The organism is Pseudomonas sp. G1002 (genome assembly GCF_013385455.1).
GTDB lineage: Bacteria > Pseudomonadota > Gammaproteobacteria > Pseudomonadales > Pseudomonadaceae > Aquipseudomonas.
This window is the reverse complement of the sequence record NZ_JACAPY010000025.1, coordinates 1-24,855: the sequence shown is the minus strand read 5'-3', so window position 1 is coordinate 24,855 and position 24,855 is coordinate 1. Positions and strand designations below refer to the sequence as shown.

The following is a 24,855-nucleotide window of genomic DNA, read 5'->3' as shown; positions in this document are numbered from 1 at the left end:
GCGCTTTTTGTGGCTTGGGAGCTTGCTCTGGCTTGGCAGCTTGCTGTGGCGAGGGAGCTTGCTCCCGCTGGAGTGCGCAGCGCTCCCAAGATTTTGGGGCCGCTTCGCAGCCCAGCGGGAGCAAGCTCCCTCGCCACAGCAAGCTCCCTCACCACACAAGCTCCCTCACCACAGAGCCTCCCTTGTCCACATTAAGTGTTTTACACAGGCTGATGTTTCAGCGCTCGAACGCGTAAGACCGCTCCACCTTGCACACCCGCGTATGGCACGCCGAGTACCAGGTGGCGCGGCCCTGTTCGCGCACCTCAGTGTGTTCGGCGTGCTGCTTCCAGGCCAGGATCTCCGCTTCGCTGCTCCAGTAGGACACCGTGATGCCCAGCCCGTCGTCCCCGCGCGCCGATTCCACGCCGAGAAAACCGGGTTGTTGCCGGGCCAGTTCCAGCATGCGGTCGGCGGCTTGTCCGTAACCGTTGTCACCTTCAGTGCGCAATGAACTGAACACCACGGCGTAGTACGGCGGTTTGGGTGTCTTGGCGATCATGCGCAGGCCTTCAGCAGCGCAATGGCCAGCGGCGGGGTGACGCCTTTAAGCGCCGCACGTTCCGGCTGGAACAGGGTGGCGACAAAAAACGGATGGCCCAGCAACTCCACCGCCCGCAGGTCGCCCGCCGAGTCATGGCCGCTGGCAATCAGGTCGGCTTCCAGCAATGCACTTTCGAACGCTGGATTGATGCCATAGCGGCAACGGTAGCCTTCATGGATATCGAGGGTGGCGTAGGCCTCGGCGATGCGGGTATAGGCCATCAAGCGGATGGTGTCGGTCGCTTCCACCAGCGCGCAGGTCAACGGTGTCAGCACTGCACGCGGCGAGTCGGGGGCCAGTTCGCCATGCTCGGCGTCGGCCCAGCCCAGCACGTTGCGGGCATATTCCAGCACCGCGTGTTGAAAACCGCCGCAGGTGCCGAGGAACGGGCGCTTTTGTTCACGGGCATACCGGATGGCCAGCAGCGCGCCGTCAAGGTCTCGGTAGGGGCTGGCGGGGACGCACCAGAAGCCGTCGAAGTGCTGCAGTTGTTCGGTGGATTTGATCGTGTCGGTGGCCAGCCAGTCGAACCGCACCGTCAGGCCCAGCGCCGCGCCGGCCTGTTGCAACGCCAGGGGAATGGCCTGGTGGGCGGTGACCTGTGCATCGTAGTCGCCGATCAGGGCCAGGTGCAGGGTGGTTTTATTCATCGAGGTTATCCGTGGCTTGTTGAGTCCTGGCGCTCACTATAGATTGGCGTTCACGCAATCAATATTGGCGTTAACACACATGTTCAATGCAGCGGCGCACTATCAGATCGACTACCCAGACCTTTCCCTGATCCTCGCCCTGGTGCGCGGCGGCACGCTCGCACGGGCGGCGGCGTTGCTGCGGGTGGATGTGTCTACGGTGTTTCGCGCGGTGCGGCGGCTGGAGACGGCACTGGGCCAGACGCTGTTCGAAAAGAGCCGCGCCGGCTACCTGCCCACCACCTTGGCCACCACCCTCGCCGAGCAGGCCGAACGTGCCGAACAGGCGCTGGAGGCAGCACGTGTGGGAGTGGAGCAGGGCGGTGAAGTGATCAGCGGTACGGTGCGCCTGACGTGCACGGACTCGGTATTGCAGTCACTGTTGCTGCCGGCCCTGGCGCAGTTCATGCCGGGCTACCCGGCGTTGACCCTGGAGCTGAGCACGTCCAATGACTTCGCCAACCTCAGTCGCCGCGATGCGGATATTGCCCTGCGCCTGACCAAGGCACCGCCCGAGCATCTGGTAGGACGTTGCCTGGGCACGGTGTCGTATCGGGTGTGCGCCAGTGCCGACTATGCCCGCCAGCATGCGGGGGAGGAACTGGCGGCCCTGAACTGGATCGCGCCGGATGACTTCCTGCCGGATCACCCCACCGTCACCTGGCGGCGCCAGCACTTGCCGGGAGTGATGCCGGCCTATCGCTGCAACAGCATGGTTTCGGTAACCGAGTTGGTGCGCGCGGGACTCGGCGTGGCCGCGTTGCCGGATTACCTGCTGGGCGCGGACCTGCAACCGTTGAGCCCGCCGCTGGTGGGGCACGACACCGCCCTGTGGCTGTTGACGCGCCCCGATTGCCGGGCCTTGCGTTCGGTGGTGACGTTATTTGATCAGTTGGGCCAGCATGTGCGTTTGCCGGTGAGATAACTGTGGGAGCCAGCTCCCACACGGGATGCGTGGGAGGGTCAGGTCTTGCGCACGAATTGGTCGTGCATTTCGCTGGTCAGCCCTTCGATGCGTTCGGTCAGTTGTTTGGTCATCTCGGTGAGCTTGGTGTTCTGCTCCAACAGTTCCAGCAGTTGCTTGGTGGTCTGCGCCGCCTGGGCCTGGCGTTCGGTGTTGGCCACGGCCAGGGCTTCGCGGTGCTGGGCGTCGGCGTCGGATTGGGCCTTGTCCCGTGCGGCCTGGCGGGTCTGGGCGAGCAAAATCAAGGGGGCGGCATAGGCCGATTGCAGGCTGAACGCCAGGTTCAAGAGGATGAACGGGTAGACGTCAAAGTGCGTGATGCCGGTCATGTTGAGCACGACCCACAGAATCACGATTGCCGTTTGCGCCCCCAGGAACGTCGGGGTGCCAAAGAAGCGCGCGAAGGCTTCGGCTTTCAACGCAAAGGTGTCGTTGCCAAAGGTCGGCGCGAGATGGGCGTGTTTACGATGAAAGCGCAGGTGGTCAACGTTGGCTTCAGGTTTATCCGGGGTCATGGCGGGCTCGAATCCGTGGCGTAAGACAAGCCACCACTATAGACCGAGCCCTCGGCCGGGCACATGAAGAAGCCTGTCGCTTACCTGTTGCCCCGTTCATTGGCAAACGCACTCACCGCCTGTACCGCCTCGCTGGCGCCTTCGCGAATCTGCAGGATCACGGTGCCGGCCTGGTTGGCGAGGTCCACGCCCTGGGCGGCGCGGTCGCGGGTACCGTCCATGCTGTCGATGGCCTGGCGGGTTTCGGTCTGGATCATCTCGATCATCGACGAAATCTCGGCCGTTGAACCGCTGGTGCGCGCCGCCAATTGCCGCACTTCATCGGCCACCACCGCAAAGCCACGCCCTTGTTCGCCGGCGCGTGCGGCTTCGATGGCAGCGTTCAATGCCAGCAGGTTGGTCTGGTCGGCAATCCCGCGAATGGTGTTGACGATGGCGGTGATCTGCTGCGAACGCTCGCCCAGCTTGGCGATCAGCGCGGAAGAACCGTCGATATTGGCGGCAATCTCACGCATGCCGGTGGCGGTCTGCTGGATCACCTCGGCGCCTTTTTCGGCGATGTCCCGGGTTTGCAGCGAGATGTGATAAGCCTGGGTGGCGCTTTGCGCGTCGGCCGCGTGTTTCTCCACCATGGCCGTGACGTCGGAGGCGTATTTCACCACCTTGCACAGGCGCCCGCTGGCGTCGTACACCGGGTTGTAGTTGGCTTCCAGCCACACCACCTGGCCGTTTTTGTCGATGCGTTCGAATTGGCCGTTGAACAGTTCACCCTGGTTCAGCCGTCGCCAGAAATCGCTGTAGGCGCTGCTGTTGGCCAGCTCCGGTGTGCAGAACATGCGGTGATGCTTGCCCTGCACCTGCGCCAGGTTGTAGCCCATGCGCTGCAGGAAATTCTGGTTGGCGCTGATGATGGTGCCGTCGAGGTTGAACTCGATCACCGCCATGGCGCGGTCGATGGCCTGCAACTTGGCGTTGGCTTCACTCTCGGCCTGCATTTTCGGGGTGACGTCCATGGCGTACTTCACCACTTTCACCACGCTGCCGGACTCGTCGCGCACCGGGTTGTAGCTGGCCTCCAGCCAGATCGGCTGGCCGCCGCTGGTCACCCGTTCGAAGGTCCCGGACTGGAATTGGCCGTTGCGCAATTGCGTCCACAGTTGGCCGTACTCGGCGCTGCGGGCAAAGGCCGGGGTGCAGAACAGGCGGTGGGACTGGCCCACGACTTGGTCGGCGGTGTAGCCCATGACCTTGAGGAAATTCTCGTTGGCCCGCAGGACCGTGCCTTGCAGATCAAATTCAATCACCGCCATTGAGCGGTCGATGGCGTCGAGAAGGCTGGCTTGCTGGGCAAGGGTGGCTTGCAGGGTACTGATGGTTTTTTTATGGGCGTTGAATAGCATGGTCGTGTGCTCGGGGGAAGCAAGCGTCAGGGGTATCCATGGGGGCGCCTGCCACCGTAAGGCCTGGCCATACGGCAAACGTGCTCATTGCCAGCTTCCTTGTGCTGACAGCGGGGTGGAACAGCGGGTTCTGAGTCGTATGGCCGGCAAGAAGTTCTATGCCAGTCGATCAATGGCGGCATTATGCTATCGGTCGGCGACGGGCGCGTTTAATTCAGACGAGATGCAGAGGGCGGGATTCAGGCGGAATGGGCGACCACGTAGTCGCTGATATTGACTCGGTTACGGCCGGTGTCCTTGGCCGCGTACAGCGCGCGGTCCGCTGCGTTGAGCCACATGGCCGCGTCGGTGAAGGTGCTCTGGAAAGACGCTAGGCCAATGCTCAGGCTGACCCGCAGCTCGGGGATTTCCGGGTTGCGGTAATTGCTGAACACCTCGCGCATGCGTTCCATGACTTGTGCGGCCTGTTCCATGGGCATGTCCGGAAGAATCACACAGAACTCGTCGCCGCCGTATCGCCCGGCCAGGTCGTTTGCCCGCAGGTTGCGTCGAAGTTCCAGGCTTAGTTGGCGCAGAACCTGGTCACCGATGATGTGCCCATAGCTGTCGTTGATCTGCTTGAAATGGTCGATGTCGATCAGTGCGATGGTGGCGTTCCCATGTTGTTGCTGGCACTTGTGAAACTTCAGGTGCAGCAGGTCTTTCCACGAACCGTGGTTGAGCAGGCCGGTGAGGCTGTCGGTGCGGCTCAAGGCGCTCAGGGCGCGTTTGTGTTCCGACAATTTGATCGCCAGGCGGTAGCAGACCATGCCCAGTGCCATGGGATACAGGGTCAGCATCGGCAGGCAGGCGTAGACCTGGACCAGGCTGACGTCGGGATTGAAGTGGATGCCAAACAGCAACCAGGACACGCCGATACCCGCCAGTTGCGCCACGATGCCGTGGAGGAACAGGCGTTTGCCGCCGGCGGCGACGTTGTTCATGGTCATCATCGACAGGATGGTCACGGCCGTCAGTGGCGTGAACTGTGTAGTCGCCGCCCAGAACCCGCCGAGCAGTGAGTCGTAGAGCAGGTTTCGCCGTTCCGCCTTGTAGGGGAAATCGGAGCGGGTCGAAAGTTGATAGGCCAGGTGCGCCCAGCCAAAACCATTGAACAGCAGCAACGCCCAGACCCAGCCTGGCATTTGCAGTGGGTAGAGCGCGGCGATGACGCTGATGCAGCCGATGCCCAGGCCGATGATCCTTGGCCTGTAGATACGTCTGGCAAATGACAGCCCTTTGCCTCGTTGGTTTTCCATAGATTCCTGGGTCGATTCTTTTTTTGCAGGTACGACGGCACACGTGATCGGGAAAACCACTGGTCGGATAATACGTGTGAATATTGTCAGTTATTCGCGTGGGAATAATCAGTGTCCTTCCAGGCCATTTGCAAAGGACACGCGGCGAATCAGATAAAAACGACCTTGGATGTCGTTCCTGCAACAGGTCAGTGCTGCGGCACGACCTCATAGCCTGCGAGGAACAGGTCGATGGCCGACTCGATGACGTTCGCTTGGGCGTCGGCGTCCAGGGTCGGCTGGCCGAGGGTGATCTGTGGCCAGAAGGCAAAGGCCTTGAGCAGGCTTTGCACCTGGTGGGCGGCGAAGCATGGGTCGGTGCAGCTCAGCCGGCCGTCTTCCTGGGCGGCGCGCACCCATTGGGTGAAGCCTTCTTCACGCTTGCTCAGGCGGTTGACCATGTCCTGGGCACGTTCCGGCGAGTGGATGGTGGCGGCAATCGCGACCCGGGCCAGGTCGAGGAAGTTGGCGTCCGACATCATCGTCATCTTGGCCTGCAGCAACCCGCGCAGTTGCTCTCGCAGCGGGCGGTCGCTGGCGTAGCTGACGTCCAGTTGCGCAACACTGCTGGCCCACAGTTGATGCAGGATCTCGGCGAACAGCTCTTCCTTGCTCGGGAAGTGGTTGTACACCGTGCGCTTGGAAACCCCCGCCGTGGCGGCAATCTTGTCCATGCTGGTGACCTCGAACCCGTTGTCACGAAACTCGGCAATGGCGGCTGCCACGATGGCTTCGCGTTTACGGTCGGTGAGGCGCAGGGGTACAGTCATGGTGGGAGTTCGGCTCTGAAGGGAAACTTACACTCGGTAGTTTACTTGCTCCCGGTTTTGTTGCAATCTAGAAACTACACTGTGCAGTGTAATTTTTAGAGCAGTCTGCAGGAGTTCCTCGGTAATGGCCACGATCTCAACCCGTCTCGACAGTTCTTCTACAGCGCCCAAGTCTTCCGAACAGCATCAAGGTCACTTCACCAATCAGAAGCCCATCCAGCATGGCGGCTTGGGCAAGACCCTGGGCATCATGTGGAAGATGCTCTTCCAGAAGCCCCGTAGCACGCGCCCGGTGGGTGAGATCCCGGTGCAGCCGCTGACTCGCGAGCAACTGTTTGCCGCCCCGGACCATAGCGTTTTCCGCCTCGGCCATTCCACCGTGCTGCTGAAAATGCGCGGCAAGTTCTGGCTGACCGACCCGGTGTTCGCCGAGCGTGCTTCGCCGTTCAGTTGGGCGGGCCCCAAGCGTTTCCATCAGCCGCCGATCAGCCTTGAGGACCTGCCGCCGATCGAGGCGGTGATTCTTTCCCACAACCACTACGACCATCTGGACCACAAGGCGGTGGTGCAACTGGCGGACAAGACCCGCTATTTCCTCGCGCCGCTGGGTGTGGGCGATACCCTGGTCAAGTGGGGTGTGGATGCCAGCAAGGTGCGGCAGCTGGATTGGTGGCAGGGCACTGAAGTGGACGGGATTCGTTTTGTGTCCACGCCGGCCCAGCACTTTTCCGGGCGCGGCCTGTTCGATGGCAACCAGACGCTGTGGTGTTCGTGGGTGATGATCGACGGCTCACGGCGAATTTTCTTCAGCGGTGATACCGGCTATTTCGAGGGCTTCAAGCGTATCGGCGAGCAGTACGGCCCGTTTGACCTGACCCTGATGGAGACGGGGGCCTACAACGTCGACTGGCCCCACGTGCACATGCAACCGGAAGAAACCCTGCAGGCGCACATCGACTTGAAGGGCCGCTGGCTGCTGCCGATCCATAACGGCACGTTCGACCTGGCGTTTCATGCATGGCACGAACCCTTCGACCGCATCATGGCGCTGGCATGGGAGCGTAACGTGTCGATCACCACACCGGCGATGGGGCAGGCGTTCATGCTCAACCAGCCGGAGCGCGGGCAGGCCTGGTGGCTGGAAGTCGAGCATCAGGGCAGTGAAGCGCACGTCAGCGGATAATCACCGTCTGATCGCGCGCTCAGGGATTTTGAACGAGCCATAACCAGCCATTTCCGACAGACATCCACCTCGCTGAAGGGATGCAATCACGCCTCGAAACTTTATTCCGGGGCGTGGGAGTGTATGGACGATAAGAGTAGGAAGGTCACGGGGCCGTGCGTGCGCTGCCTGTTCAAGCCTTCAGGATCGGGGGACAGTTGTACTCCCCAGCCTTGCGCCCCCACTGCCAGCCAGGGTGTTGTGTTTGGCAGTCATGCGGCCGGTACGATCGTCAATTCGGCCACTCACCAGGGCGGCCTGGAGTTTGGCTCCACGGGCGGTTACGGCCCCAGGCTCGACCTCCCTGGCCCCATGATGCACAGCGTGCGCGATCCCGCGTTATCACTGATTGCCCTCAGCGGTGTCGACCCTGAGGGGCGGGTGATGGTGGAGATTCCACCCGTCGCTGATCCGGGTCATCTGATCAACACACCGCCCCTGGCTGGCAGCCGTATTGGTTTTGCCAGCGAGTACGTTACCGGTGATGTGCGCAAACCCGCCAAACACAGCTCGCACTTTGCCCGGGTACTGGACGTACTGCGTGCAGCCGGTGCGCAATTGGTGCCTGTGACGGCGCGGGTGACCGATGACACACGTCACTTCACCCTGGACCCCGGCAATGAGATTAACGACCGGGTCACGGAAAACCGCCTGGATGGGGTGGTGGCGGATGCGCAAGGTGTTGCTTTCCACAAAGCAGCGACTGCCGATAACCCACGCTTCAGCGTGCCCGCGGGCACCGACGTCGACGGGGTGTCGAGGGTCGTCTGGTTCTATGGTGCGCACTGGTCCAGAGATCGTCTGGCGGCGTTGGTGCGAGGTTGTCAGCAGGTTCTAGGGCGGCTTTAAGGGCCTACGCCATGGGAAGAGTGATCGTACGCCGCGGTAAGAGTTGCCCCCGAGTCATCGAGTATTTCGCTTCTTAGACTGAGGCAGGGATATCGAACGGTATTCCCAACATTCAGGCAGGCGGGGAGTATTTATGATCGGACCAGGTTTGGGCGCGGGATGGGCAGCGGGGCTTTTCGATGCAGTGGTGAACCCGCCACAGGCCTACAGGAGTGCCGACGATTTGGCAGTGGCCATGACCCGGCCCAATGGGGCCAGTTCCGATTCGGTGGTGAGGGATTCGCTGAAGCTGATCGCCAACATGGACAAGGGCTTGCAGGGCGGCAATGCGTTCATTGAAATCAATCCTGACGCTCGTGTGAAAGCCCGTGCGCTGGATCTGGAACGGGCCGAAGGCAAAGTGCGCGGGCCTTTGCATGGCGTTCCGATAGCGCTCAAGGATGTGTTCGAAACCGGCGACAAGATGCAGACCAGCGGTGGCTCCATGGCGTTGGTGGGCAGGCCCGCTTCAAGGAACGCCAAGGTGGTGGACAACCTGCTGAAGGCTGGCGTGGTGATTATTGGAAAAACCAACATGAGCGAATTGTCCAATTTTCGCTCTGAGGCGCCGGTTGATGGCTGGAGCTCCAGGGGCGGCTTGACCCTCAACCCGCATCGGCTGGATGGCCAGGCGGCGGGCTCGAGTACGGGCTCTGCAGTAGCCGTTGCTCAAGGGATTGTGCCCTTGGCATTGGGGGTCGAAACCAATGGTTCAATCATTACGCCGGCGGCTTACAACGGTGTTATTGGTTTCAAACCGACCGAAGGGTTAGTGAGCACTGAAGGGGTGATGACCAGTTCCCGCCAGGACACGGTGGGCACCTTCACCCGTAACGTGCGTGATGCGGCGCAAGCACTGGATGCGATGACGGATACCAACCGCTACACCCAGGGAATCAAGCCTGACGCCTTGGTGGGCAAGCGCATCGGCTATACGCCGTTGCCTGAGTTATCAGCAGAAGATGCCAACGACCCGGCGAAAATAGCCGACAGGCAGCACTTCGAGGATGCCATTACGTTGCTGCGGGGCAAGGGCGCGACATTGGTACCCGTGGGTCAACTGGGTGAGGGCGTCCCGTACGAAACCCATGAACAATATAACGACGCGTTGTTATCGGACGTTAAACACCAGCTTGAAGCCTACCTGGCCGGACGGGCAGGCTTGCCGGTGAAGTCGCTGGCTGAGCTGATTGAATTCAACGAGCGCAACAGCGGTCCGGGTGTGCCGGATCAACAGATGCTCACCATGATCAACGGGATGGATATCAATGATGAGGCGCGCAATGAGTTATGGGCTGCCATCGGCCCGATTTTCAAAAGCACCATCGATAAGCCGCTGGCCGAGCATAAGCTTGACGCAATAGTGTCCAATTTTCACTCGTACAGTTACTACTACTCGGCAGTGGCCGGTTATCCCGGTATCTCCATGCCATCGGGAATGGACGACGAAGGGATGCCAACGGCTGTTCACTTTTATGGCGCAAATTTGAGCGAAGCCACGTTGCTGTCGGTCGCCTACGGGTATGAGCAGGCCTCCCATGCAATTAGGAAGCCTGCGTTTACACCCGGCCTGCGCTAGTCCGGATTACTTCAACCCATAACGAGCGGCGGGTTCACGGTGCGACAGGTTCGGGCCTAGGGCCAGCCGTGCGCTTTCGTAGGTGTCCCAATCGGCGCTGTCCGGCAGGGACGGAATCGTCACGGCTTCACCCTGGGCAAGGCCTGCCAGGGCGGCGTCCACCAGGTTCTCGGTGGTCATCACCATGGCTTCCGGCAGGTTGTTCACAGGCAGGCCGGCGATGTCCCAGAACTCCGTGGCGGTAGCGCCTGGCAGCACTACCTGGACCACCACGCCCTTGTCACTCAGCTCATGCTGCAGCGATTCGCTGAACGCCTGCACGAACGCTTTGGTACCGCCATACACGCCGTTCAGCACTTTGGGAGCGAGAGCGACAATCGAGCCGATATTGATAATCGTGCCACGGCCCTGGGCGACAAAGTTGGTTGCCGCGGCTTTGGCCAGGCGGGTCAGCGCCAGTACGTTCAGCAGAATCATCGCGTCCATTTTGTCGGCATCCGACTCCAGCAGCGAAGCCGTGGCGCCCACACCGGCGTTATTCACCAGCAGGCTGATACGGCTGTCTTCGTGCGCGATCCGGGCGATTCGCGCCAAGTCGGCTGGCAGATTGAGATCGGCCGCTATCACCTGCACGTCACGCTGGGTATTGGCTTTCAAGCGTGTTGCCAACTGCTCCAGACGTTGCTGGTTGCGGGCCACCAGAATCAGATCGTAGCCGGCACGGGCCAGGCGGTCGGCATACACCGCACCAATTCCTGACGAGGCACCGGTAATCAGGGCATAACCTTTGTGTTGCGACATGGCAGTTGCTCCAAATGGGCCGGGGAGGGGATCGGCCTTGTTGGAACCAAGATTATGGGTGTAATGTGATGGCTGCAATGTCATATATCCCTCCTTTAGAGACATGAGGTTTGGCCATGGTGTCCGTCGGTATCCTGCTTTTTCCCGGTTTCCAGGTGCTCAGCCTGTCCACCAGCAGCGTGTTCGAGTTTGCCAACTTCGTTGTGGGGCGACCGTTCTACCGCGTGGACTTGTTGTCGGAGCATGGCGGGCCGATAAAAAGCTCCATGGGCTTTGCCATTGATAGCCTGGCGTTCGGGCAGCAGGTCTACGACACGATCCTGGTGCTGGGGGACAACGAACTACTTGAGCCCACTCCTGGCATGGTGGAGTACCTGCAAGCGTCGTTGACGGCGTCGCGCCGGGTTACATCGGCCTGCACCGGTTCGTTCCACCTGGCAGCGGCCGGCCTGTTGGAAGGGCGCAAGGCAACCACCCACTGGTACCACGCCATGACGTTTCGCCAGCGCTACCCCAACGTGAAGCTGGAGGAAGACCGGATCTTCACCGTCGATGGCCCGCTCTGGACCTCTGCCGGGATGACCGCCTGCATCGACCTGGCCCTGGCCCTGGTCGAGCACGATTTGGGCGTGGAAGTGGCCCGCGACGTGGCGAAAAAACTGGTGGTTTACCATCGCCGTGCCGGTGGCCAGTCACAGTTCTCGGCGTTGCTGGAACTGGACCCAAAGTCTGACCGCGTACAAACCGCCCTGGCGTGGGCCAAAGGGCACTTGCACGAGGACCTCTCGGTAGAACAACTGGCGCAAGCGGCACACCTCAGCCCGCGTCAGTTCAGCCGACTGTTCCGCGCCGAAACCGGGCAATCGCCGGCCAAGGCGGTAGAACACCTGCGCATTGAAGCCGCCCGGTTGATGCTCGAATCCGGCAGCCACTCCATCGACGTTGTCGCCCGGGAGACGGGCTTCGGTGACCCGGAGCGCATGCGTCGAGCCTTCCTGCGAGCGTTTGGCCAACCGCCACAAATGATCCGTCGGGCGTTGCAGTTGCAGGCGTGAACTTGCGGGAGCCAGAACCTAGGGCAACTCAGGCGAATAGCACTTCAATACGTCCTTGAGTACGTGAAGCTGGCGCAGCCGTAATAACGATTTGCACATCGCGCCCCAGGCGCGACAAACACTCAAGCATTTTGGCTTCACTGATACCCCGAAACCTGCCACGCAGCATTTCAGACACCTTGGGTTGGGATAAACCGAGAATGACGGAGGCTTGTGCCTGAGTGAGGCTACGTGCCTTGAGAATCTCACCAATCTTCGTCGCCAGCTGTGCCTTGACCTGCATTTCACTGGCGTCGGGCTGCCCGATGTCTTCATAGACATTGCCGGTGCTTTCTTCGATCTCAATCGCGTTGTGATGCTTGTGCATGATCCTGCGCCGCCTTGAGTCGCTGTTTGATCAGTTGTATGTCGTGCTGTGCTGTAGCGATGCCTTTCGTCGACTTTTTCTGGAAGCAATGAAGGACATAAACAGCTGAGTCGAAACGGACGGTATACACACCACGATAAGTGTTGCTGTCGAAATCCTCCACTACCTCAAGTACCGCGTTACCGCCAAACCCTTTCAATGCCTTGGTCTGTGAGTGCTTGCCTCCTCCTTGGGCGAGGTGGAGCGCAAAGCCAAACACATCTTGAACAGGCCCAGGCATTTGCTGCAGATCTTTCTTGCTACCGCCCACCCAGAGGAGTGGCTTCCATGAACTCATGAGAGGATATACCTAAATAGGGATAAGCGTCAGCGCGAAGAGAAATCTTACTCAACCGTTTCAAGCACTGAATGCTCTGACGACAGTGGCAAAGAGCCCCGCACATTCATCCCCCAACCCGGCGCAAAGCCCGGGAAAAACACCAACCCTTCAGCCTCCAGGCGAAACGCCACACTCAGGCGGACAGCATCGTCCACATCGCCATGGCTTTCAAAACGTTGAAGGGCGTCCACTTCCACATCCGCTTCCCGGGCCAGGTCTTCCCGGCTCCAGCCCAGCATCAGGCGGGCCTGGACGCTGTGCCGTGGGGTGAATTGATGAAGGACGATCTGCTGTTCTACAGTGCTGCTCATTGCCAGAGAGGACATGGACTTTCTCCAGGTTCGACGGGGGAGGGCAAACTATACTGTGTTTTTGTACAGTTGTTTTGACCGCTCATCAACTGGATTTTCCGATAGCGCTGCCGCCGCTCTATTTCGCCCCTTCCAGGTAGGTGCTCGGTGACTGCCCAAGCACCCGGCGGAACATGCTGGAAAATGCCGCCGGGTTTTCATAGCCCAGGTCCAGGGCGATCCGGGTGACGCTTGCACCGCTGGCCAACCGCGCCAAGGCCTGCACAACACAGGCTCGCTGGCGCCACTGCACGAAGCTCAGGCCGGTTTGTTGGCGGAAATGCCGGCTGAAGGTGCGCAGGCTCAGGTGCGATTGTTGCGCCCATTGAACCGGTGACTGGTGCACGTCCGGCCGCTGCAGAAACGTCAGGCACAGAGCAAGCAGGCGAGGGTCCTCCGGCAGCGGGATATGCAGGGGCAAGTGCGTGGCGCGTGCCAGTTCATACAACAGCAGGCTGACCAGCGCACCGTCGCGCCCGGCCTCGTCGTATTCCAGCGGCAGCTCCACCGCCTCCATCAGCAACTGCCGCATCAGGGGTGAAACGTTGATGACGTGGCAGTCGGTGCCCAAGTCGGTGACGGCGTGCGGTTCGATATACAGGCTGCGCGTCGACACGCCGAGCATCAGCACTTCATGGGGCACTTGGGCCGGAATCCACACCGCGCGCTGGGGCGGCACAACCCAGTTGCCTTGCTGGGTGCTGACTTGCATCACCCCGGTGGCGCCATACAGCAACTGGCCGCGCCGATGGCTGTGGCGCTTGAGCAGATAGCCGTGGGGATAGTCGGTGCCGATTGCCACGACCGTTCGCGGGGTCAGGTCGAGCTGAGCGATGGAAACGTTGCGCATGGAGCTGATCCCGGAAGTGGCAATATCTCGCACATTATTGGCCGACATGCGCAAGCGGGCCAAGCCTTGAATCTCTATCGTCGACAGCTCTCCCTGATACTGAAGGCGATTCTCGATGTTCTATCTATTACTGGCACTGTTCGGCTGCATGACCGGCGTGACCGCTGTGCTGTTCGGCTTCGGTGGCGGGTTCGTGGTGGTGCCGTTGCTGTACGGCATGCTCAAGCTCAGCCACGACGCGGGCGTGAGTGAATCAGCGATGCATATCGCGGTCGCCACCTCCACCTGCGTGATGATCGTCAACGCGCTGCTTGCTACCGGAAAACACCAGCGCAAAGGTAATCTGATTCGCCACTACCTGTGGCCGTTGGGCGGGTACATCGGGGTCGGCGCCGTGCTGGGGGCAGGGGCTGCAATGTTCGCCAGCGGCGATTTCATGCGGTACGCCTTTATCGCCTACCTGGCCATCACCATTGTCGATTGCCTGTTGCGCAGGGGCTTTCTCAGCCAGGACGACAGGCTCCAGCCACGACGCCTGAGCGGCGCGGAAGTGACGGGCGGCGGCATCGCCATTGGCCTGATCGCGACCTTCCTGGGTGTGGGCGGCAGCGTGATGACCGTGCCGCTCTTGCGCCGTTGCGGCTTGAGCATGTCCCAGTCCACGTCCATGGCCAACCCGCTGAGCGTGCCGGTGGCGCTGGCCGGTACGTTTACCTACATGCTCATGGCTGGATTCGCCAAGGTGCAATTGGGCGCGTGGTTTGTCGGCTATGTCGATTTGCTGGCGTTCGCCATCCTCACCCTGGGCTCGCTGCTGGGCATTCGCCTGGCCACGCCGTGGATCGGTCGCATCCCGGATGCACTGCATGCGCGGGTGTATATCGGGTTGTTGGGCGTGGTGATGGTGAGCATGCTGCTTTAGGTTTCCAACCCCGGCGCCTCGCGAATAATCAGGTGATCGAGGTTCTCGATATTGGCACTGAACACCCCGAACGTCTGCTCGGGGTTTTTCTTGCTTGGCACCTGTTTCAGCTCCGGTGTCACCCCGTAGAAGAAGCAATACAGCGCTCGATCACTGTCCACCGCGGCCTTGATCTGCTCCAGGAACGCCTTGCGCTTGCGGTAGTTCTCGATCAGTTTTTTGCTCAGGTAAACGTTGATGGAATAGGGCTTTTTGTCGAGCCAGGCTTTCTTTTCGAAGTCGATGCGAAAGCTGCTGGTGTAGTCCTTGATCTCCTTGATCTTGCCCCAGTAGATCAGGCCTTTATTGTCTTGCAGGTATTCGATCTTCTTGAAAAACGTCCAGTAGGTCGCGGTGTGATCGCCGATCTTCAAGGGCATGCTTTTCAGCTTTTCCTTATCGCCGATATTCGACACGTAGCATTCCACGGGGTGGGCAAAGACGCTGGTCTTGTCCGGGGTGGTGTCGCTTGAGCTGTGAGACAAGGCGTTGCGGGTTGCCGGCGTTTTCGGTGGTTCTTGTGGGGTGCCAGCCTCAGCACCGATGACCGGCGTTTTGCGTTCGTACTGGCGCCGCGTCAGGACAAATTCCGACGGGAAGTTTTCCTCCGGCCCATCCTCAGATTCGCCTTTTCCGGCAGGGCGACTGGCGTAACGGCAACCCTCGATATGCCGGGTGCTGGGGATGTTCTTGAAGTGCGGCGTACGCAGGTAATTGACGTTTTTCGCATTGAACGTCCCCAGCACATTGCCCGCCGCAAACGCCGCCCGGCATTCGTCGTTGGGGCACAGGAAACTGTCCTTGTCGGAATCGAAGGCGGCGGTTTCGTCGAAATTCAGGTCGCGCACGTCATAGATCGACAGCTTGTCGTCGAGACTCAGGCTGTAGGCCGTGTCGAATTTCATGGGGCTCGGGTCCGTGAGAGGTTTCGCTATTAATAGCGGGATATCGAGCAAATATCAGTAGAAATTACGCACGGACCACCACACGCCGGCCACTCAGGAAACACAAGGTGCCACCCACCGCCGTCAGCCCGCTGAGTACATAGAACATAGAGGCGGGGGATGCGTTGATCAGCAGGTAGCCGCAGATCACCGGGCTCAGCGCCCCGCCAAATGCCGCCAGGTTTTGTGCGCCGTAATAACTGCCGCGCAGGGCGTCCGGGGCGATGGTGTCGATAAACAGGAACTCGGACGGGTAGATGATCATCTCCCCGAGGGTGAACACAAACATCGCGACACACCACGACACCAGGCCGTCTGCCATGCTGAAGCCGATCAACCCGGCAATAAACAGCGAGGTGCCAAGCACGATCCAGTAGCGCAGTTGTTCACGCTTGAGGAAGCGGCCGATCTGGTATTGCATCAGGATCACCGTGATGGCGTTGCACGCCAGCACCGCAGAGAGAATTTTCAGCGCGTTCTCCGGCTTGTAGGCCACAAGCAGAAACTGCGACAGATAGAGGGTGTAGCGCCCGTGGACAATGGTGCTCAACAGGCTGCCGCTGGTAAACAGGATCAAGGTGCGATCGCTGCGCAGGGTCCTCAGGGTGCTGAGAAAACTTAAGGGTTTGTTGCTGTCGTCGCGCTGGGTCGGTGGGATGCCGATCATCAGGAACAGGCTGCCAAAGGCAATCGCGCTGGCGATCAGGAACGGTGCCAGGGGCATCTGCCCGGCAATCACCACGCCGAGCATCGGGCCGGTGGCGTAGCCGACATTGGTCAGGGTGTAGCGCAGGGAAAACACCTTGGCCCGCTGGCCCACCGGCAGGTTCTCGCTGATGATCGCCTTGGAGCCGATCAGGAACAGCGCCGAAGCGGCTTCGGTGATCACCAGGGTCAGGGTGGTCAGGTACAGGTTGCTGGCGAAGGTCAGCAACAGAAAACCGATGGAGCTGGAAAGCATCGCCAGGATCAGCAGCTTGCGCTTTTCCAGGCGGTCGATGATGTAGCCACCATAGAGGCCCAGCAGGGTGGCGATGAACACGGCGATGCCCATCAGCAAGCCGATGTCTTGCTGGTTGAGGCCCAGGCGGGTGCTCAGCAACAGGGCGAGCAATGGGCTGGTCATGGCGCGGCTGACGACGATGGTCACCGAGCAGATCATCAGGCGGCGGATTACCAGGGAGTACGTGGCCACGGTGGGGCGGATGTCCTTATTCTTTTTTCAAGGCGATGAAGATCCAGTGTGGGAGCGGGCTTGCTCGCGAATGCGGTGTGTCAGTGCCAACTGTACTGGCTGATCCACCGCATTCGCGAGCAAGCCCGCTCCCACATTTAGATCGAGTTACTGGCCGGCATTGATGCTGATCTTCTCAACCGCACCTTGCTCCAGATCCCACTTCTGCAGAATCTTGCCGTAGGTCCCGTCATCAATCATGCCCTGCAACGCCTCACTGATGGCCGTGACCAACTCGGTATTGCTCTTCTCAATCCCAAGCCCGGTGAACTGCTTGGAAATCGCCAGGCCCACCGGCTTGTACTTACCCTTGTCCAGCGACATCAGGTAAGGAATGGTTTCACTGCCCTGCATCGCCGCATCCAGACGGTTCTGCTGCAATTGCGCCCGGGCATCCGCCGAACCCTCAGTGCCAATCACCACGATGGCTGGCTTACCGGCCTTCTCGCAGTTTTCCTTGCTCCACGCGGCAATTTCCGACGGCCAGGTGGTACGTCGGCTGGTGCCGACTTTTTTACCGCACAGGTCAGTCAATTCCTTGAGGTCTTCACGCTTGGCCAGGGTGTACAGCTGCGGGCCGCTGGTGAAGTAGTCGATAAAGGTCACCGCCTTCTGACGCTCGGCAGTGTCGGTCATGCCCGACAGCACAATGTCCACGCGCTTGGTGGTCAGGCCGCTGAGCATTTGTTCGAAGCCGGTTTCCTGCCACTTGATCTTCACCCCCAAACGCTCGGCCAGGGCGTTGCCCAGGTCAAAGTCCAGGCCGGTGAGCTTGTTGGTGGCGGTGTCCTTGAAATCCATCGGCGGGTAGTTCGGCACGATGGCCGCGCTGATCTCACCCTTGTCCTTGATCGCTGCCGGCAATGCCGCCAAAACCGAAGTGGAGGCCATCAGGCCTACGAGCAAACTTGGAAGAAACAGATTTTTCATGGGGGCGTTCTCGTTAGTTTTTTAGTTAAGTGCGAACGGCAGAAATAAAGCTTTGGGTACGCGGGTTTTGTGGGCTTATTAGAATTTCTTCCGGGCTGCCGGCTTCCACAATCTGGCCGGCATCCATAAACACCATGCGGTTGGACACTTCGCGGGCGAAGCCCAACTCATGGGTGACCACAATCATGGTCATGCCGGTGGTGGCCAAATCGCGCATCACCGACAGCACTTCTCCTACCAGCTCCGGGTCGAGGGCTGACGTGGGTTCGTCAAACAACATCAGCTTGGGGCGCATCGCCAGCGCACGGGCAATTGCCACACGTTGTTGCTGGCCGCCGGACAACTCCACCGGGTAGGCATTGCGCTTGTCCGCCAGGCCGACGCGGGCCAACAACTCCAACGCATCCTCGGTGGCTTCCTTGGGCGAGCGCTTGAGCACCTGGCACGGGCCCTCGATGATGTTCTGCAACACGGTCATGTGCGGGAACAGATTGAAGCGCTGAAACACCATGCCGGTGGCCAACCGCTGACGGGCGATCTGTGATTCATTCAATTCGTGCAGCTTGTTGCCGACGACCCGGTAACCCACCAGTTCGCCGTCGACCCACAGGCCGCCCTTGTCGATTTTTTCCAGCTGATTGACGCAGCGCAGCAGGGTACTTTTGCCGGAACCGGACGGGCCGATGATGCACAGCACTTCGCCTTGTTCGACTTCCAGGTTGATGTCCTGCAACGCGTGATACTGGTCGTAATACTTGTTCAGGTTCACGGCCTTGACGATGCTTCTCATGGGGCAAATCTCCTCAGTCAGGGCTTACGAACGCTTGCCGGCGCCGCGGGCAAAACGACGCTCGAGGCGGCTCTGACCGAATGAAAGAACAGTCACCACCGCCAGGTACCAGATGCCTGCAACAATCAGCAGCTCCATGACCCGGGCGTTGGCGTAGTAGATGTTTTGCGCGTTGTGCAGCAGCTCCGAGTACTGGATCACACTCGCCAGGCTGGTCATTTTCACCATGCTGATGAACTCGTTGCCTACAGGCGGAATGATCACCCGCATCGCCTGGGGCAGAATCACCCTACGCAGCGCCTGAAGGCTCGGCATGCCGATCGACTTGGCGGCTTCGTACTGGCCGGTGTCCACCGACAACAGGCCGGCGCGCACCACTTCAGCGGTGTAGGCACCCTGGTTGATGCTCAGGCCGAGGAGGGCGGCCACGAACGGCGTCATCAGGTCCACGGTGTCGATGCTGAACAGCCCGGGAATCGCGATCACCGGGAAAATCAGCGCCAGGTTGAACCACAACAGCAGTTGCAGAATCAGCGGCGTACCCCGGAACAGCCAGGTGTAGGTGATGGCCACGTAGCGCAGGATCGGGTTGGCCGACATGCGCATGATCGCCGTGATCACCCCGATCACCACGCCCAGCGCCATGGCCAGGATCGACATGATGATGGTGTTCACCAGGCCCCAGATGATCGCCTCGGACGTGAGGAACTGACCGATGTAGGACCATTCGATCTGACCGTTGGCGAATGCACGCAGCAAGGCAGCCAGTGCGATCACGATCAACGTGGCAAAAAACATCCGCCCGTAATAGCGACGGGGCACGTGCTCGTACTGGGTGATATCGAACTGGTTCTCGGTCTGCTGGCGCTCGGCTTGCAAGCGCTCTGCCGGGGTTTGTTTCATGGTGACTCTCCAAAACAACTGAATACACTGATCGTTCCCACGCTCTGCGTGGGAATGCAGCAAGGGATGCTCTGCGTCCCCAAAGCGTGACGCGGATCGTCACAAGAGGCATTCCCACGCAGAGCGTGGGAACGATCTTTAAATTCGAAAGCCGGTGTAGTTTTCTGCCCACTTCTGTTGCGCAGCCAGAGCCACCTTCAACCGCCCAATCTGCTCCCGCACCCGATCCGGCGCCGTACCGCCCCAACCACTGCGCGCCGCAATCGCCGCTTCCAGGGTCAGGCACTCACGCACTTGCGGCGTCAGCCGCGTATCCACCTCTGCCAACAACGCCGGCGAGGCTTCCCACAATTCAATTTCATGCTTCTCACAGGCCTGCACCAAGGCACCGGTAATCTCATGGGCCTCCTTGAACGGCACACCACGAGTGGCCAGCCAATCCGCCACCTCAGTTGCCAATGTGAAACCCATCGGCGCCTGACGCCGCAGCTCTTCCACCTGCACCTTCATCGTCGCGACCATCCCGGCCATCGCCGGCAGCACCAACAGCAACGTATCCACGCTGTCCAACACACTGTGTTTGTCTTCACTCAAATCGCGGTTGTACGACAGCGGCAAGGACTTGAGCGTGGACATCAGCCCGGTCAGGTTGCCAATCAACCGCCCCGCTTTACCCCGCGCCAATTCGGCAATGTCCGGGTTCTTCTTCTGCGGCATGATCGAGCTACCGGTGGCGTAGGCATCGTCCAACTGCACCCAGCGAAACTGCCGCGACGACCACAGGCAAAACTCCTCCGACAGCCGCGAAATATTCACCCCGAGCATGCCCGCCACAAACAGAAACTCCGCCACGTGGTCACGACTGGCTACAGCATCGATAGAGTTTTCGCACGGCCCGGTGTAACCCATCTCCTTGGCCGAATGCTCCGGCTGGCGAGCAATTGCCGAGCCCGCCATCGCCGCAGCACCCAACGGCGACAACGCCGTACGCGCATCCCAATCCACCAGGCGCTGCACATCCCGCAGCATCGATTGCGCATGAGCCAACAAGTGATGGGCGAACACGATCGGCTGCGCCTGCTGCAAATGGGTGAAGCCCGGGCAGATGCTCTCGATATGCTGCTCGGCCTGGTCCACCAGCGCCTGCTGCAAGCCCAACACCTCGGTGGTGATGGTGCGCGCGTGGTCTCGCAGGAACAGGCGCAAATCGTTGGCCGTCTGGTCATTGCGCGAACGCCCGGCGCGCAGCTTGCCGCCCAGGGCGCCCAAACGCTCGGTCAACACCCGCTCGATGAAGGTGTGCACATCCTCGTCATCCAGCGTCGGGTGCAGGCGGCCAGCGGCAAAGTCCTCACCGATGCGGTCCAGCGCTTCCAGGGTGCGCAAGGTTTCCGACTCATCCAGCAACCCGGCGCGCTGCAACTCACGGGCATGGGCCCGGGAGCCGGCCAGGTCGTAGGGCGTCAGGCGAAAATAGCGCTCGGGGCAACGGGACAGCGCCGCCAAAGCAGCGGACGGGCCGGACTTGAAACGAGCACCCCAGAGGCGATCGATGGGCTGAGACATGGTGTTCCTCACGCTTGTTTTTAGAAGTGACAAGCCCGATGGACGTGGCTTGGCCTTATGGATTCGGAGGGCAGTAGCAAAACGAAAAGTCCTGATCGTAGTGTCAGGTTTTTATGGGCGTTAAATCAGCCGGTAAAAGCTGTTCAACCCGCTATATTCAAGGTTGCCAAGGGCGGTTAAGTATGTTCATTATTGCCGCCCGGCGATGTTCATGGAGTAGGTCAAAGCCTGTTGAATATGGCACTTGAGGTCAACACGTATTATGGAAACCCCACTTTCCAATTCTGGAAACATACCGCCAAAACCCGGCACAAGACCGCCCCTGCAACTCAGCGGCCTGGACTTCAAATTGCTGCGGGTGTTCAAGGCTGTGGTCGAAGCGGGCGGCTTCAGCGCGGCGCAGAACGAGCTGAATGTGGGCCTGGCGGCGATCAGCAAGCAGATTTCCGACCTGGAAATTCGCATCGGCATGCGCCTGTGTACGCGAGGGCGGGAAGGGTTTGGCCTGACCGAAGAAGGCAAATTAGTCTATCAAGCGTCCATTGAATTATTTGCCTCGGTAGACAGTTTCAGAGACAAGCTTAGTTCGGCACAGAACGAACTGATCGGCGACCTTAGTGTGGGTGTTATTGATAACACCGTCTCCGACGTTAATTCACCGTTGATTAACGCGCTGGGAAGATTACATACAGAGTCGCCAAAAATAAGATTACGTCTACATGCCTCGCAACTGGACGAAATTGAACGGGGCGTGGTGGAAGGGCGGCTGATTGTCGGCATCGTCCCGGTGTACCAGCGGCGGGAAGAATTCGATTATTTCCCGCTGTACGAAGAAAAGTCCCACGCGTACTGCGCCGTCGGGCATCCGCTGTTTGAAGCGAGTGATATCAACACAGATGTGTTGCGCCAGCATGAAGTGGTCAACCATCGTTACGCGATCCACAGCGACAAGGCCAACTTCGTCAGCTACGACAGCCAGTCCGCCTCGGCCTCACAGGTAGAAGCCGTGGCCATCCTCATTCTCACCGGCCGCTTCCTGGGCTTCCTCCCGGAACACTACGCCGCGCCGCTGGTGAGGGAAGGGCGCCTGCGCGTGTTATGCCCGGAGCAGATCCACCTGAGCACGCCGTTCAACCTCATCCTGCGCCACAACGCCCCACGAAGCCCGCTGGTCAAAGCCTTCGCAACGGCACTCGGCGTGGATCTGAAAGCGCCAATCTAACGAATTCCCACCACCCCCTAAGAACCTACAGAGATCCCCTGTGGGAGCTGTCGAGCCCCAGCGAGGCTGCGATGGGATCAACTCGGTCTACCCGCAGACCCTATCCACCCGCATCACCGCCGCAACTTGCCCAACTTCTTCTTCGCATGAAAATGCGCTTCCTGCGCCGCTACCAACAGCTACCTGTTCGGCTACGCTTGTCGGGTAGCTGCTATAGAGCTATGCAATAGAGCATCTGCAAACTATCATTCTTACCTGTCTTCCCATGCCTAGAGAGGTGTTCCTTATGTCTACTGGAACGATCTTCACCAATAACCGTACACAAAATATCCGCATCCCTGCTGATATGCGTTTTCCCGCTGGGGTGAAAACTGTAGAGGTGCGTGCCGTGGGGCGCGAACTGATTATTTCGCCGGTTGAAAACACTTGGGACAGCTTTTTCCTTGCAAGCGAATCGGTATCTGATGATTTTATGGAGGAGCGCGCCGACCAAACCCAGCAAGAGCGAGAGTCCTTTGATGATTAAGTACATGCTTGATACGAACATCGTGATCTACATCATCAAGCGTCGGCCTATGGAAATACTGGAAAAATTCAATGCGAATGTAGGTCGTATGGTGATCTCTTCGATCACCCTTGCGGAATTGATGCACGGGGCCGAAAAAAGCCAGTTTGTTGAGAAAAATACTCGGGCGGTGGAGGACTTCATCTCCCGGCTTGACGTCATTCACTACGATGACAAGGCCGCTTTTCACTACGGCTCGATCCGCTCCGATCTCGAAAAGAAGGGCACTCCAATCGGCGTAAATGACCTGCATATCGCGGGCCACGCCAGAAGCTCAGGATTGGTCTTGGTGACTAACAACGAAGGTGAGTTCAAGCGAGTGAATGGCTTGATCGTGGAAAACTGGATCGCCGCCTAAGGCAGTCAATCCAGCGCACACAGATAGGTCGTCCAGGCGATTCAGCGTTGCTTGATTCGTTTCTTCTTCGCATGAAAATGCCGAAAATGCGCATCCTGCGCCGCCGCCAACAACTCCCGATCCCCGCGCGTATCACCCCAGGCCCTGAGCCGATACTCCCCCAGATCCCCATAAACCGCCTCAAGCCGAAGCACCTTATTCTCACACCGGCAATTATTCCCCGTGAGCTTGCCCGTCAATACCCCGTCAACCACCTCAAGCTCAGTGCCGATCAACCGGATCCCAAGCCGATCCGCAAACGGCTGCAACACCAATGCCGGCGACGCCGAACACAGCGTCACCACGGCCCCGGACTTCACCTCATCGGCCACCGATTGCAGCCCGGTTGGGCGCATCAGCTTGTTCCAATAGGCCTGGCAATACGCTTCCGCTTTCTGCTGAACCCACGCCTTGTCCACGCCGGTCATAAAGGTGCGGATCAACTGCGCCTTGAGCTCATCACGGCTAATCACGCGCAACACAAACTGCGCGCCAGGTACGGCCAGCTTCACCATCCTGCGCACGAATTCGCCTTTACCAAAGGCGAACTTCAGGAACGGCACGAAGCTGTCGTGGTGGGTCAGGGTGCCGTCGAAGTCAAAGACGGAGAGCACTTTGGCATCCAAGGGGCCGGATTCGAGCATGTCTGGGTTCACGGGCGGGTCTCGGTCCTATCTCGTAATTTTGGTAATACATCAGTTGTGACCACAGAAGTTTACTCTTCTTTCAATCTTTCGATTTTCGAGTAAAGCCCTTTGGTGAAGTCACCGCGGTCACTTGATCGGTGACAACGCTGATGGCAATTCGGGCACAAGGCTACAGCATTGGTGATGCGATCCGAACCCTTCTGGGCGAGGTGCTTGACGTGATGTACTTCAAGAAATGGCAAGCCATCCACTTCGAAGGGAGCGTTTGAACCGCAGCCTTCGCAAATGCCATTGGCCTCATTCAATACCCAAGCGCGTACTTTGGGATCGCGAACAAAAGCCGTACCGACAATGGACACTTTCTGTGGCTTCGCAATTCCGTCCGGCACCTTCTCGATGGGCTGCTGCAGTAGCTTGGATGCTCGGCGGACGAGGGTTTGTTCATCTGCAGTTTGCGCTGTTTCATCTGATTCAAATATACGAAGGGCAGTGAGGGCTTTGCGAATCTGTTGTTCTACTCCCGAGCCCACGTTATTTGCAGGTTTGTACCCCTTGATCCGATACAGGCCCATTTGGACCAGAACCGCAGAGATATTCTGCATGCGAAACTCGATGGAGCCTTCTGTACGACCTGCGATTGGTCCCTGACGTAGCAATCGGTTTTCATGGGCTTTATTAAAGGGTTGGCCGTTCTTCTCCAACGCCAACATCTTCAAGTAGGTCTCGACTGCCGCGGCTAATTCCTCGTCGCTCCAGTCGATGCTGTCTTTTGTAATATCCATACAGTCGCCGAGGGTAGAAAGTCCTCGGACGATACTGAGTGGCCACTAGCACGTCTACGAAATTTCCTACTGGGCTGTAGGATTTGGCACTCTGCAAATACAAAAAAGCCCTGAACAAGTCAGGGCTTTTCAGTTGGCTAAGGAATCAATCCCAGCTCAGCGCGC

Annotated in this window: 28 protein-coding genes; 9 read left to right on the top strand and 19 right to left on the bottom strand. The window is 59.4% G+C overall.

Annotated elements, in window-relative coordinates; all coding sequences use genetic code 11:
* Window positions 1-217: 217 nt before the first annotated feature.
* Window positions 218-541, bottom strand: coding sequence for an antibiotic biosynthesis monooxygenase (locus tag HX801_RS13360; protein WP_087693147.1), 324 nt, complete (start codon window positions 539-541; stop codon window positions 218-220).
* Complete coding sequence (locus HX801_RS13355) at window positions 538-1,233, bottom strand: CTP synthase (protein ID WP_177022221.1); 696 nt, start codon at window positions 1,231-1,233, stop codon at window positions 538-540. The genes HX801_RS13360 and HX801_RS13355 overlap by 4 nt, the downstream gene beginning before the upstream one ends.
* Window positions 1,234-1,312: 79 nt before the next feature.
* Between HX801_RS13355 and HX801_RS13350 the strand changes: the two genes are divergently transcribed.
* Window positions 1,313-2,197 (top strand): LysR family transcriptional regulator, encoded by an 885-nt coding sequence (locus tag HX801_RS13350; protein ID WP_003211467.1) that lies wholly within the window; start codon window positions 1,313-1,315, stop codon window positions 2,195-2,197.
* 38 nt (window positions 2,198-2,235) lie between these two features.
* On the opposite strand, the gene HX801_RS13345 is transcribed toward HX801_RS13350, so the two are convergent.
* The 4 genes from HX801_RS13345 to HX801_RS13330 all read right to left on the bottom strand — a co-directional run bounded on the left by HX801_RS13345 (window position 2,236) and on the right by HX801_RS13330 (window position 6,258).
* Complete coding sequence (locus HX801_RS13345) at window positions 2,236-2,751, bottom strand: DUF1003 domain-containing protein (protein WP_003211469.1); 516 nt, start codon at window positions 2,749-2,751, stop codon at window positions 2,236-2,238.
* Between the two features lie 80 nt (window positions 2,752-2,831).
* Window positions 2,832-4,151, bottom strand: a complete 1,320-nt coding sequence (locus tag HX801_RS13340; protein WP_003211470.1) for a PAS domain-containing methyl-accepting chemotaxis protein — start codon at window positions 4,149-4,151, stop codon at window positions 2,832-2,834.
* Between the two features lie 239 nt (window positions 4,152-4,390).
* On the bottom strand, window positions 4,391-5,449 hold the full coding sequence (locus tag HX801_RS13335) for a diguanylate cyclase (protein ID WP_003211472.1): 1,059 nt from the start codon (window positions 5,447-5,449) through the stop codon (window positions 4,391-4,393).
* A gap of 188 nt (window positions 5,450-5,637) precedes the next feature.
* A complete protein-coding gene (locus tag HX801_RS13330) occupies window positions 5,638-6,258 on the bottom strand; it encodes a TetR/AcrR family transcriptional regulator (protein ID WP_003211473.1) in 621 nt (206 codons plus the stop codon).
* A gap of 124 nt (window positions 6,259-6,382) precedes the next feature.
* On the opposite strand from HX801_RS13330, the gene HX801_RS13325 reads away from it, so the two are divergent.
* From HX801_RS13325 to HX801_RS13315, 3 genes are all read left to right on the top strand, one after another.
* Window positions 6,383-7,441 carry an MBL fold metallo-hydrolase gene (locus tag HX801_RS13325; RefSeq protein WP_003211475.1) on the top strand — a complete coding sequence of 353 codons (1,059 nt, stop codon included), beginning with the start codon at window positions 6,383-6,385 and terminating at the stop codon, window positions 7,439-7,441.
* Between the two features lie 240 nt (window positions 7,442-7,681).
* Window positions 7,682-8,329: a hypothetical protein gene (locus HX801_RS13320; RefSeq protein ID WP_371316567.1), complete on the top strand. Its 648-nt coding sequence runs from the start codon at window positions 7,682-7,684 to the stop codon at window positions 8,327-8,329.
* A gap of 235 nt (window positions 8,330-8,564) precedes the next feature.
* Window positions 8,565-9,947, top strand: a complete 1,383-nt coding sequence (locus HX801_RS13315; protein WP_177022248.1) for an amidase family protein — start codon at window positions 8,565-8,567, stop codon at window positions 9,945-9,947.
* A gap of 6 nt (window positions 9,948-9,953) precedes the next feature.
* On the opposite strand, the gene HX801_RS13310 is transcribed toward HX801_RS13315, so the two are convergent.
* Window positions 9,954-10,748 (bottom strand): SDR family oxidoreductase, encoded by a 795-nt coding sequence (locus tag HX801_RS13310; protein ID WP_008432939.1) that lies wholly within the window; start codon window positions 10,746-10,748, stop codon window positions 9,954-9,956.
* 116 nt (window positions 10,749-10,864) lie between these two features.
* Between HX801_RS13310 and HX801_RS13305 the strand changes: the two genes are divergently transcribed.
* Complete coding sequence (locus HX801_RS13305; protein ID WP_008432938.1) at window positions 10,865-11,803, top strand: GlxA family transcriptional regulator; 939 nt, start codon at window positions 10,865-10,867, stop codon at window positions 11,801-11,803.
* A 28-nt stretch (window positions 11,804-11,831) separates the two neighbouring features.
* Here HX801_RS13305 and HX801_RS13300 read toward each other — a convergent pair whose 3' ends face one another.
* The 4 genes from HX801_RS13300 to HX801_RS13285 all read right to left on the bottom strand — a co-directional run bounded on the left by HX801_RS13300 (window position 11,832) and on the right by HX801_RS13285 (window position 13,749).
* Window positions 11,832-12,170, bottom strand: a complete 339-nt coding sequence (locus HX801_RS13300) for a helix-turn-helix domain-containing protein (RefSeq protein ID WP_003211485.1) — start codon at window positions 12,168-12,170, stop codon at window positions 11,832-11,834.
* Window positions 12,145-12,507, bottom strand: a complete 363-nt coding sequence (locus tag HX801_RS13295) for a type II toxin-antitoxin system RelE/ParE family toxin (protein WP_003211487.1) — start codon at window positions 12,505-12,507, stop codon at window positions 12,145-12,147. The genes HX801_RS13300 and HX801_RS13295 overlap by 26 nt, the downstream gene beginning before the upstream one ends.
* A gap of 47 nt (window positions 12,508-12,554) precedes the next feature.
* On the bottom strand, window positions 12,555-12,875 hold the full coding sequence (locus HX801_RS13290; RefSeq protein WP_023659239.1) for a helix-turn-helix transcriptional regulator: 321 nt from the start codon (window positions 12,873-12,875) through the stop codon (window positions 12,555-12,557).
* A gap of 103 nt (window positions 12,876-12,978) precedes the next feature.
* A complete protein-coding gene (locus tag HX801_RS13285; RefSeq protein WP_177022219.1) occupies window positions 12,979-13,749 on the bottom strand; it encodes a helix-turn-helix transcriptional regulator in 771 nt (256 codons plus the stop codon).
* A 115-nt stretch (window positions 13,750-13,864) separates the two neighbouring features.
* Here HX801_RS13285 and HX801_RS13280 point away from each other — a divergent pair, with 115 nt between their 5' ends.
* Window positions 13,865-14,671 (top strand): sulfite exporter TauE/SafE family protein, encoded by an 807-nt coding sequence (locus HX801_RS13280; protein WP_177022218.1) that lies wholly within the window; start codon window positions 13,865-13,867, stop codon window positions 14,669-14,671.
* Here HX801_RS13280 and HX801_RS13275 read toward each other — a convergent pair.
* The 6 genes from HX801_RS13275 to argH all read right to left on the bottom strand — a co-directional run bounded on the left by HX801_RS13275 (window position 14,668) and on the right by argH (window position 21,077).
* The gene (locus tag HX801_RS13275) at window positions 14,668-15,615 is read right to left on the bottom strand and encodes a hypothetical protein (RefSeq protein WP_177022217.1); all 948 of its coding nucleotides are present in this window, start codon (window positions 15,613-15,615) and stop codon (window positions 14,668-14,670) included. The genes HX801_RS13280 and HX801_RS13275 overlap by 4 nt on opposite strands.
* 64 nt (window positions 15,616-15,679) lie before the next feature.
* Window positions 15,680-16,849: an MFS transporter gene (locus HX801_RS13270; RefSeq protein ID WP_003211499.1), complete on the bottom strand. Its 1,170-nt coding sequence runs from the start codon at window positions 16,847-16,849 to the stop codon at window positions 15,680-15,682.
* Between the two features lie 147 nt (window positions 16,850-16,996).
* Window positions 16,997-17,818, bottom strand: coding sequence for an ABC transporter substrate-binding protein (locus tag HX801_RS13265; protein ID WP_102605193.1), 822 nt, complete (start codon window positions 17,816-17,818; stop codon window positions 16,997-16,999).
* A 25-nt stretch (window positions 17,819-17,843) separates the two neighbouring features.
* Window positions 17,844-18,608, bottom strand: a complete 765-nt coding sequence (locus HX801_RS13260; RefSeq protein ID WP_003211502.1) for an amino acid ABC transporter ATP-binding protein — start codon at window positions 18,606-18,608, stop codon at window positions 17,844-17,846.
* A gap of 24 nt (window positions 18,609-18,632) precedes the next feature.
* On the bottom strand, window positions 18,633-19,511 hold the full coding sequence (locus tag HX801_RS13255; protein ID WP_003211504.1) for an amino acid ABC transporter permease: 879 nt from the start codon (window positions 19,509-19,511) through the stop codon (window positions 18,633-18,635).
* Window positions 19,512-19,649: 138 nt separating this feature from the next.
* Window positions 19,650-21,077 carry an argininosuccinate lyase gene (gene argH, locus HX801_RS13250; RefSeq protein ID WP_134327176.1) on the bottom strand — a complete coding sequence of 476 codons (1,428 nt, stop codon included), beginning with the start codon at window positions 21,075-21,077 and terminating at the stop codon, window positions 19,650-19,652.
* A 262-nt stretch (window positions 21,078-21,339) separates the two neighbouring features.
* Here argH and HX801_RS13245 point away from each other — a divergent pair, with 262 nt between their 5' ends.
* From HX801_RS13245 to HX801_RS13235, 3 genes are all read left to right on the top strand, one after another.
* Window positions 21,340-22,299: a LysR family transcriptional regulator gene (locus HX801_RS13245; protein WP_177022216.1), complete on the top strand. Its 960-nt coding sequence runs from the start codon at window positions 21,340-21,342 to the stop codon at window positions 22,297-22,299.
* A 286-nt stretch (window positions 22,300-22,585) separates the two neighbouring features.
* A complete protein-coding gene (vapB, locus tag HX801_RS13240) occupies window positions 22,586-22,825 on the top strand; it encodes a type II toxin-antitoxin system VapB family antitoxin (protein ID WP_008432930.1) in 240 nt (79 codons plus the stop codon).
* A complete protein-coding gene (locus tag HX801_RS13235; protein ID WP_026077784.1) occupies window positions 22,818-23,222 on the top strand; it encodes a type II toxin-antitoxin system VapC family toxin in 405 nt (134 codons plus the stop codon). The genes vapB and HX801_RS13235 overlap by 8 nt, the downstream gene beginning before the upstream one ends.
* 41 nt (window positions 23,223-23,263) lie before the next feature.
* Here the strand turns inward: HX801_RS13235 and HX801_RS13230 are convergent, their stop codons facing one another.
* Together HX801_RS13230 and HX801_RS13225 are read right to left on the bottom strand one after the other, a co-directional pair.
* On the bottom strand, window positions 23,264-23,905 hold the full coding sequence (locus HX801_RS13230; RefSeq protein WP_177022215.1) for an HAD-IB family hydrolase: 642 nt from the start codon (window positions 23,903-23,905) through the stop codon (window positions 23,264-23,266).
* A 71-nt stretch (window positions 23,906-23,976) separates the two neighbouring features.
* Window positions 23,977-24,690, bottom strand: coding sequence for an HNH endonuclease (locus HX801_RS13225; protein ID WP_087693118.1), 714 nt, complete (start codon window positions 24,688-24,690; stop codon window positions 23,977-23,979).
* Window positions 24,691-24,855 lie beyond the last annotated feature (165 nt).

Excerpts from the sequence above, each read along its gene's own strand:
- HX801_RS13330 (WP_003211473.1), bottom strand. The coding sequence starts at position 6,258 with ATGACTGTACCCCTGCGCCTCACCGACCGTAAACGCGAAGCCATCGTG.
- HX801_RS13310 (WP_008432939.1), bottom strand. The coding sequence starts at position 10,748 with ATGTCGCAACACAAAGGTTATGCCCTGATTACCGGTGCCTCGTCAGGA.
- HX801_RS13290 (WP_023659239.1), bottom strand. The coding sequence starts at position 12,875 with ATGTCCTCTCTGGCAATGAGCAGCACTGTAGAACAGCAGATCGTCCTT.
- HX801_RS13350 (WP_003211467.1), top strand. The coding sequence starts at position 1,313 with ATGTTCAATGCAGCGGCGCACTATCAGATCGACTACCCAGACCTTTCC.
- vapB (WP_008432930.1), top strand. The coding sequence starts at position 22,586 with ATGTCTACTGGAACGATCTTCACCAATAACCGTACACAAAATATCCGC.
- argH (WP_134327176.1), bottom strand. The coding sequence starts at position 21,077 with ATGTCTCAGCCCATCGATCGCCTCTGGGGTGCTCGTTTCAAGTCCGGC.
- HX801_RS13325 (WP_003211475.1), top strand. The coding sequence starts at position 6,383 with ATGGCCACGATCTCAACCCGTCTCGACAGTTCTTCTACAGCGCCCAAG.
- HX801_RS13360 (WP_087693147.1), bottom strand. The coding sequence starts at position 541 with ATGATCGCCAAGACACCCAAACCGCCGTACTACGCCGTGGTGTTCAGT.
- HX801_RS13340 (WP_003211470.1), bottom strand. The coding sequence starts at position 4,151 with ATGCTATTCAACGCCCATAAAAAAACCATCAGTACCCTGCAAGCCACC.
- HX801_RS13280 (WP_177022218.1), top strand. The coding sequence starts at position 13,865 with ATGTTCTATCTATTACTGGCACTGTTCGGCTGCATGACCGGCGTGACC.
- HX801_RS13345 (WP_003211469.1), bottom strand. The coding sequence starts at position 2,751 with ATGACCCCGGATAAACCTGAAGCCAACGTTGACCACCTGCGCTTTCAT.
- HX801_RS13355 (WP_177022221.1), bottom strand. The coding sequence starts at position 1,233 with ATGAATAAAACCACCCTGCACCTGGCCCTGATCGGCGACTACGATGCA.
- HX801_RS13315 (WP_177022248.1), top strand. The coding sequence starts at position 8,565 with ATGACCCGGCCCAATGGGGCCAGTTCCGATTCGGTGGTGAGGGATTCG.
- HX801_RS13295 (WP_003211487.1), bottom strand. The coding sequence starts at position 12,507 with ATGAGTTCATGGAAGCCACTCCTCTGGGTGGGCGGTAGCAAGAAAGAT.
- HX801_RS13235 (WP_026077784.1), top strand. The coding sequence starts at position 22,818 with ATGATTAAGTACATGCTTGATACGAACATCGTGATCTACATCATCAAG.
- HX801_RS13230 (WP_177022215.1), bottom strand. The coding sequence starts at position 23,905 with ATGCTCGAATCCGGCCCCTTGGATGCCAAAGTGCTCTCCGTCTTTGAC.
- HX801_RS13260 (WP_003211502.1), bottom strand. The coding sequence starts at position 18,608 with ATGAGAAGCATCGTCAAGGCCGTGAACCTGAACAAGTATTACGACCAG.
- HX801_RS13225 (WP_087693118.1), bottom strand. The coding sequence starts at position 24,690 with ATGGATATTACAAAAGACAGCATCGACTGGAGCGACGAGGAATTAGCC.
- HX801_RS13335 (WP_003211472.1), bottom strand. The coding sequence starts at position 5,449 with ATGGAAAACCAACGAGGCAAAGGGCTGTCATTTGCCAGACGTATCTAC.
- HX801_RS13255 (WP_003211504.1), bottom strand. The coding sequence starts at position 19,511 with ATGAAACAAACCCCGGCAGAGCGCTTGCAAGCCGAGCGCCAGCAGACC.
- HX801_RS13265 (WP_102605193.1), bottom strand. The coding sequence starts at position 17,818 with ATGAAAAATCTGTTTCTTCCAAGTTTGCTCGTAGGCCTGATGGCCTCC.
- HX801_RS13300 (WP_003211485.1), bottom strand. The coding sequence starts at position 12,170 with ATGCACAAGCATCACAACGCGATTGAGATCGAAGAAAGCACCGGCAAT.
- HX801_RS13245 (WP_177022216.1), top strand. The coding sequence starts at position 21,340 with ATGGAAACCCCACTTTCCAATTCTGGAAACATACCGCCAAAACCCGGC.
- HX801_RS13275 (WP_177022217.1), bottom strand. The coding sequence starts at position 15,615 with ATGAAATTCGACACGGCCTACAGCCTGAGTCTCGACGACAAGCTGTCG.
- HX801_RS13285 (WP_177022219.1), bottom strand. The coding sequence starts at position 13,749 with ATGCGCAACGTTTCCATCGCTCAGCTCGACCTGACCCCGCGAACGGTC.
- HX801_RS13305 (WP_008432938.1), top strand. The coding sequence starts at position 10,865 with ATGGTGTCCGTCGGTATCCTGCTTTTTCCCGGTTTCCAGGTGCTCAGC.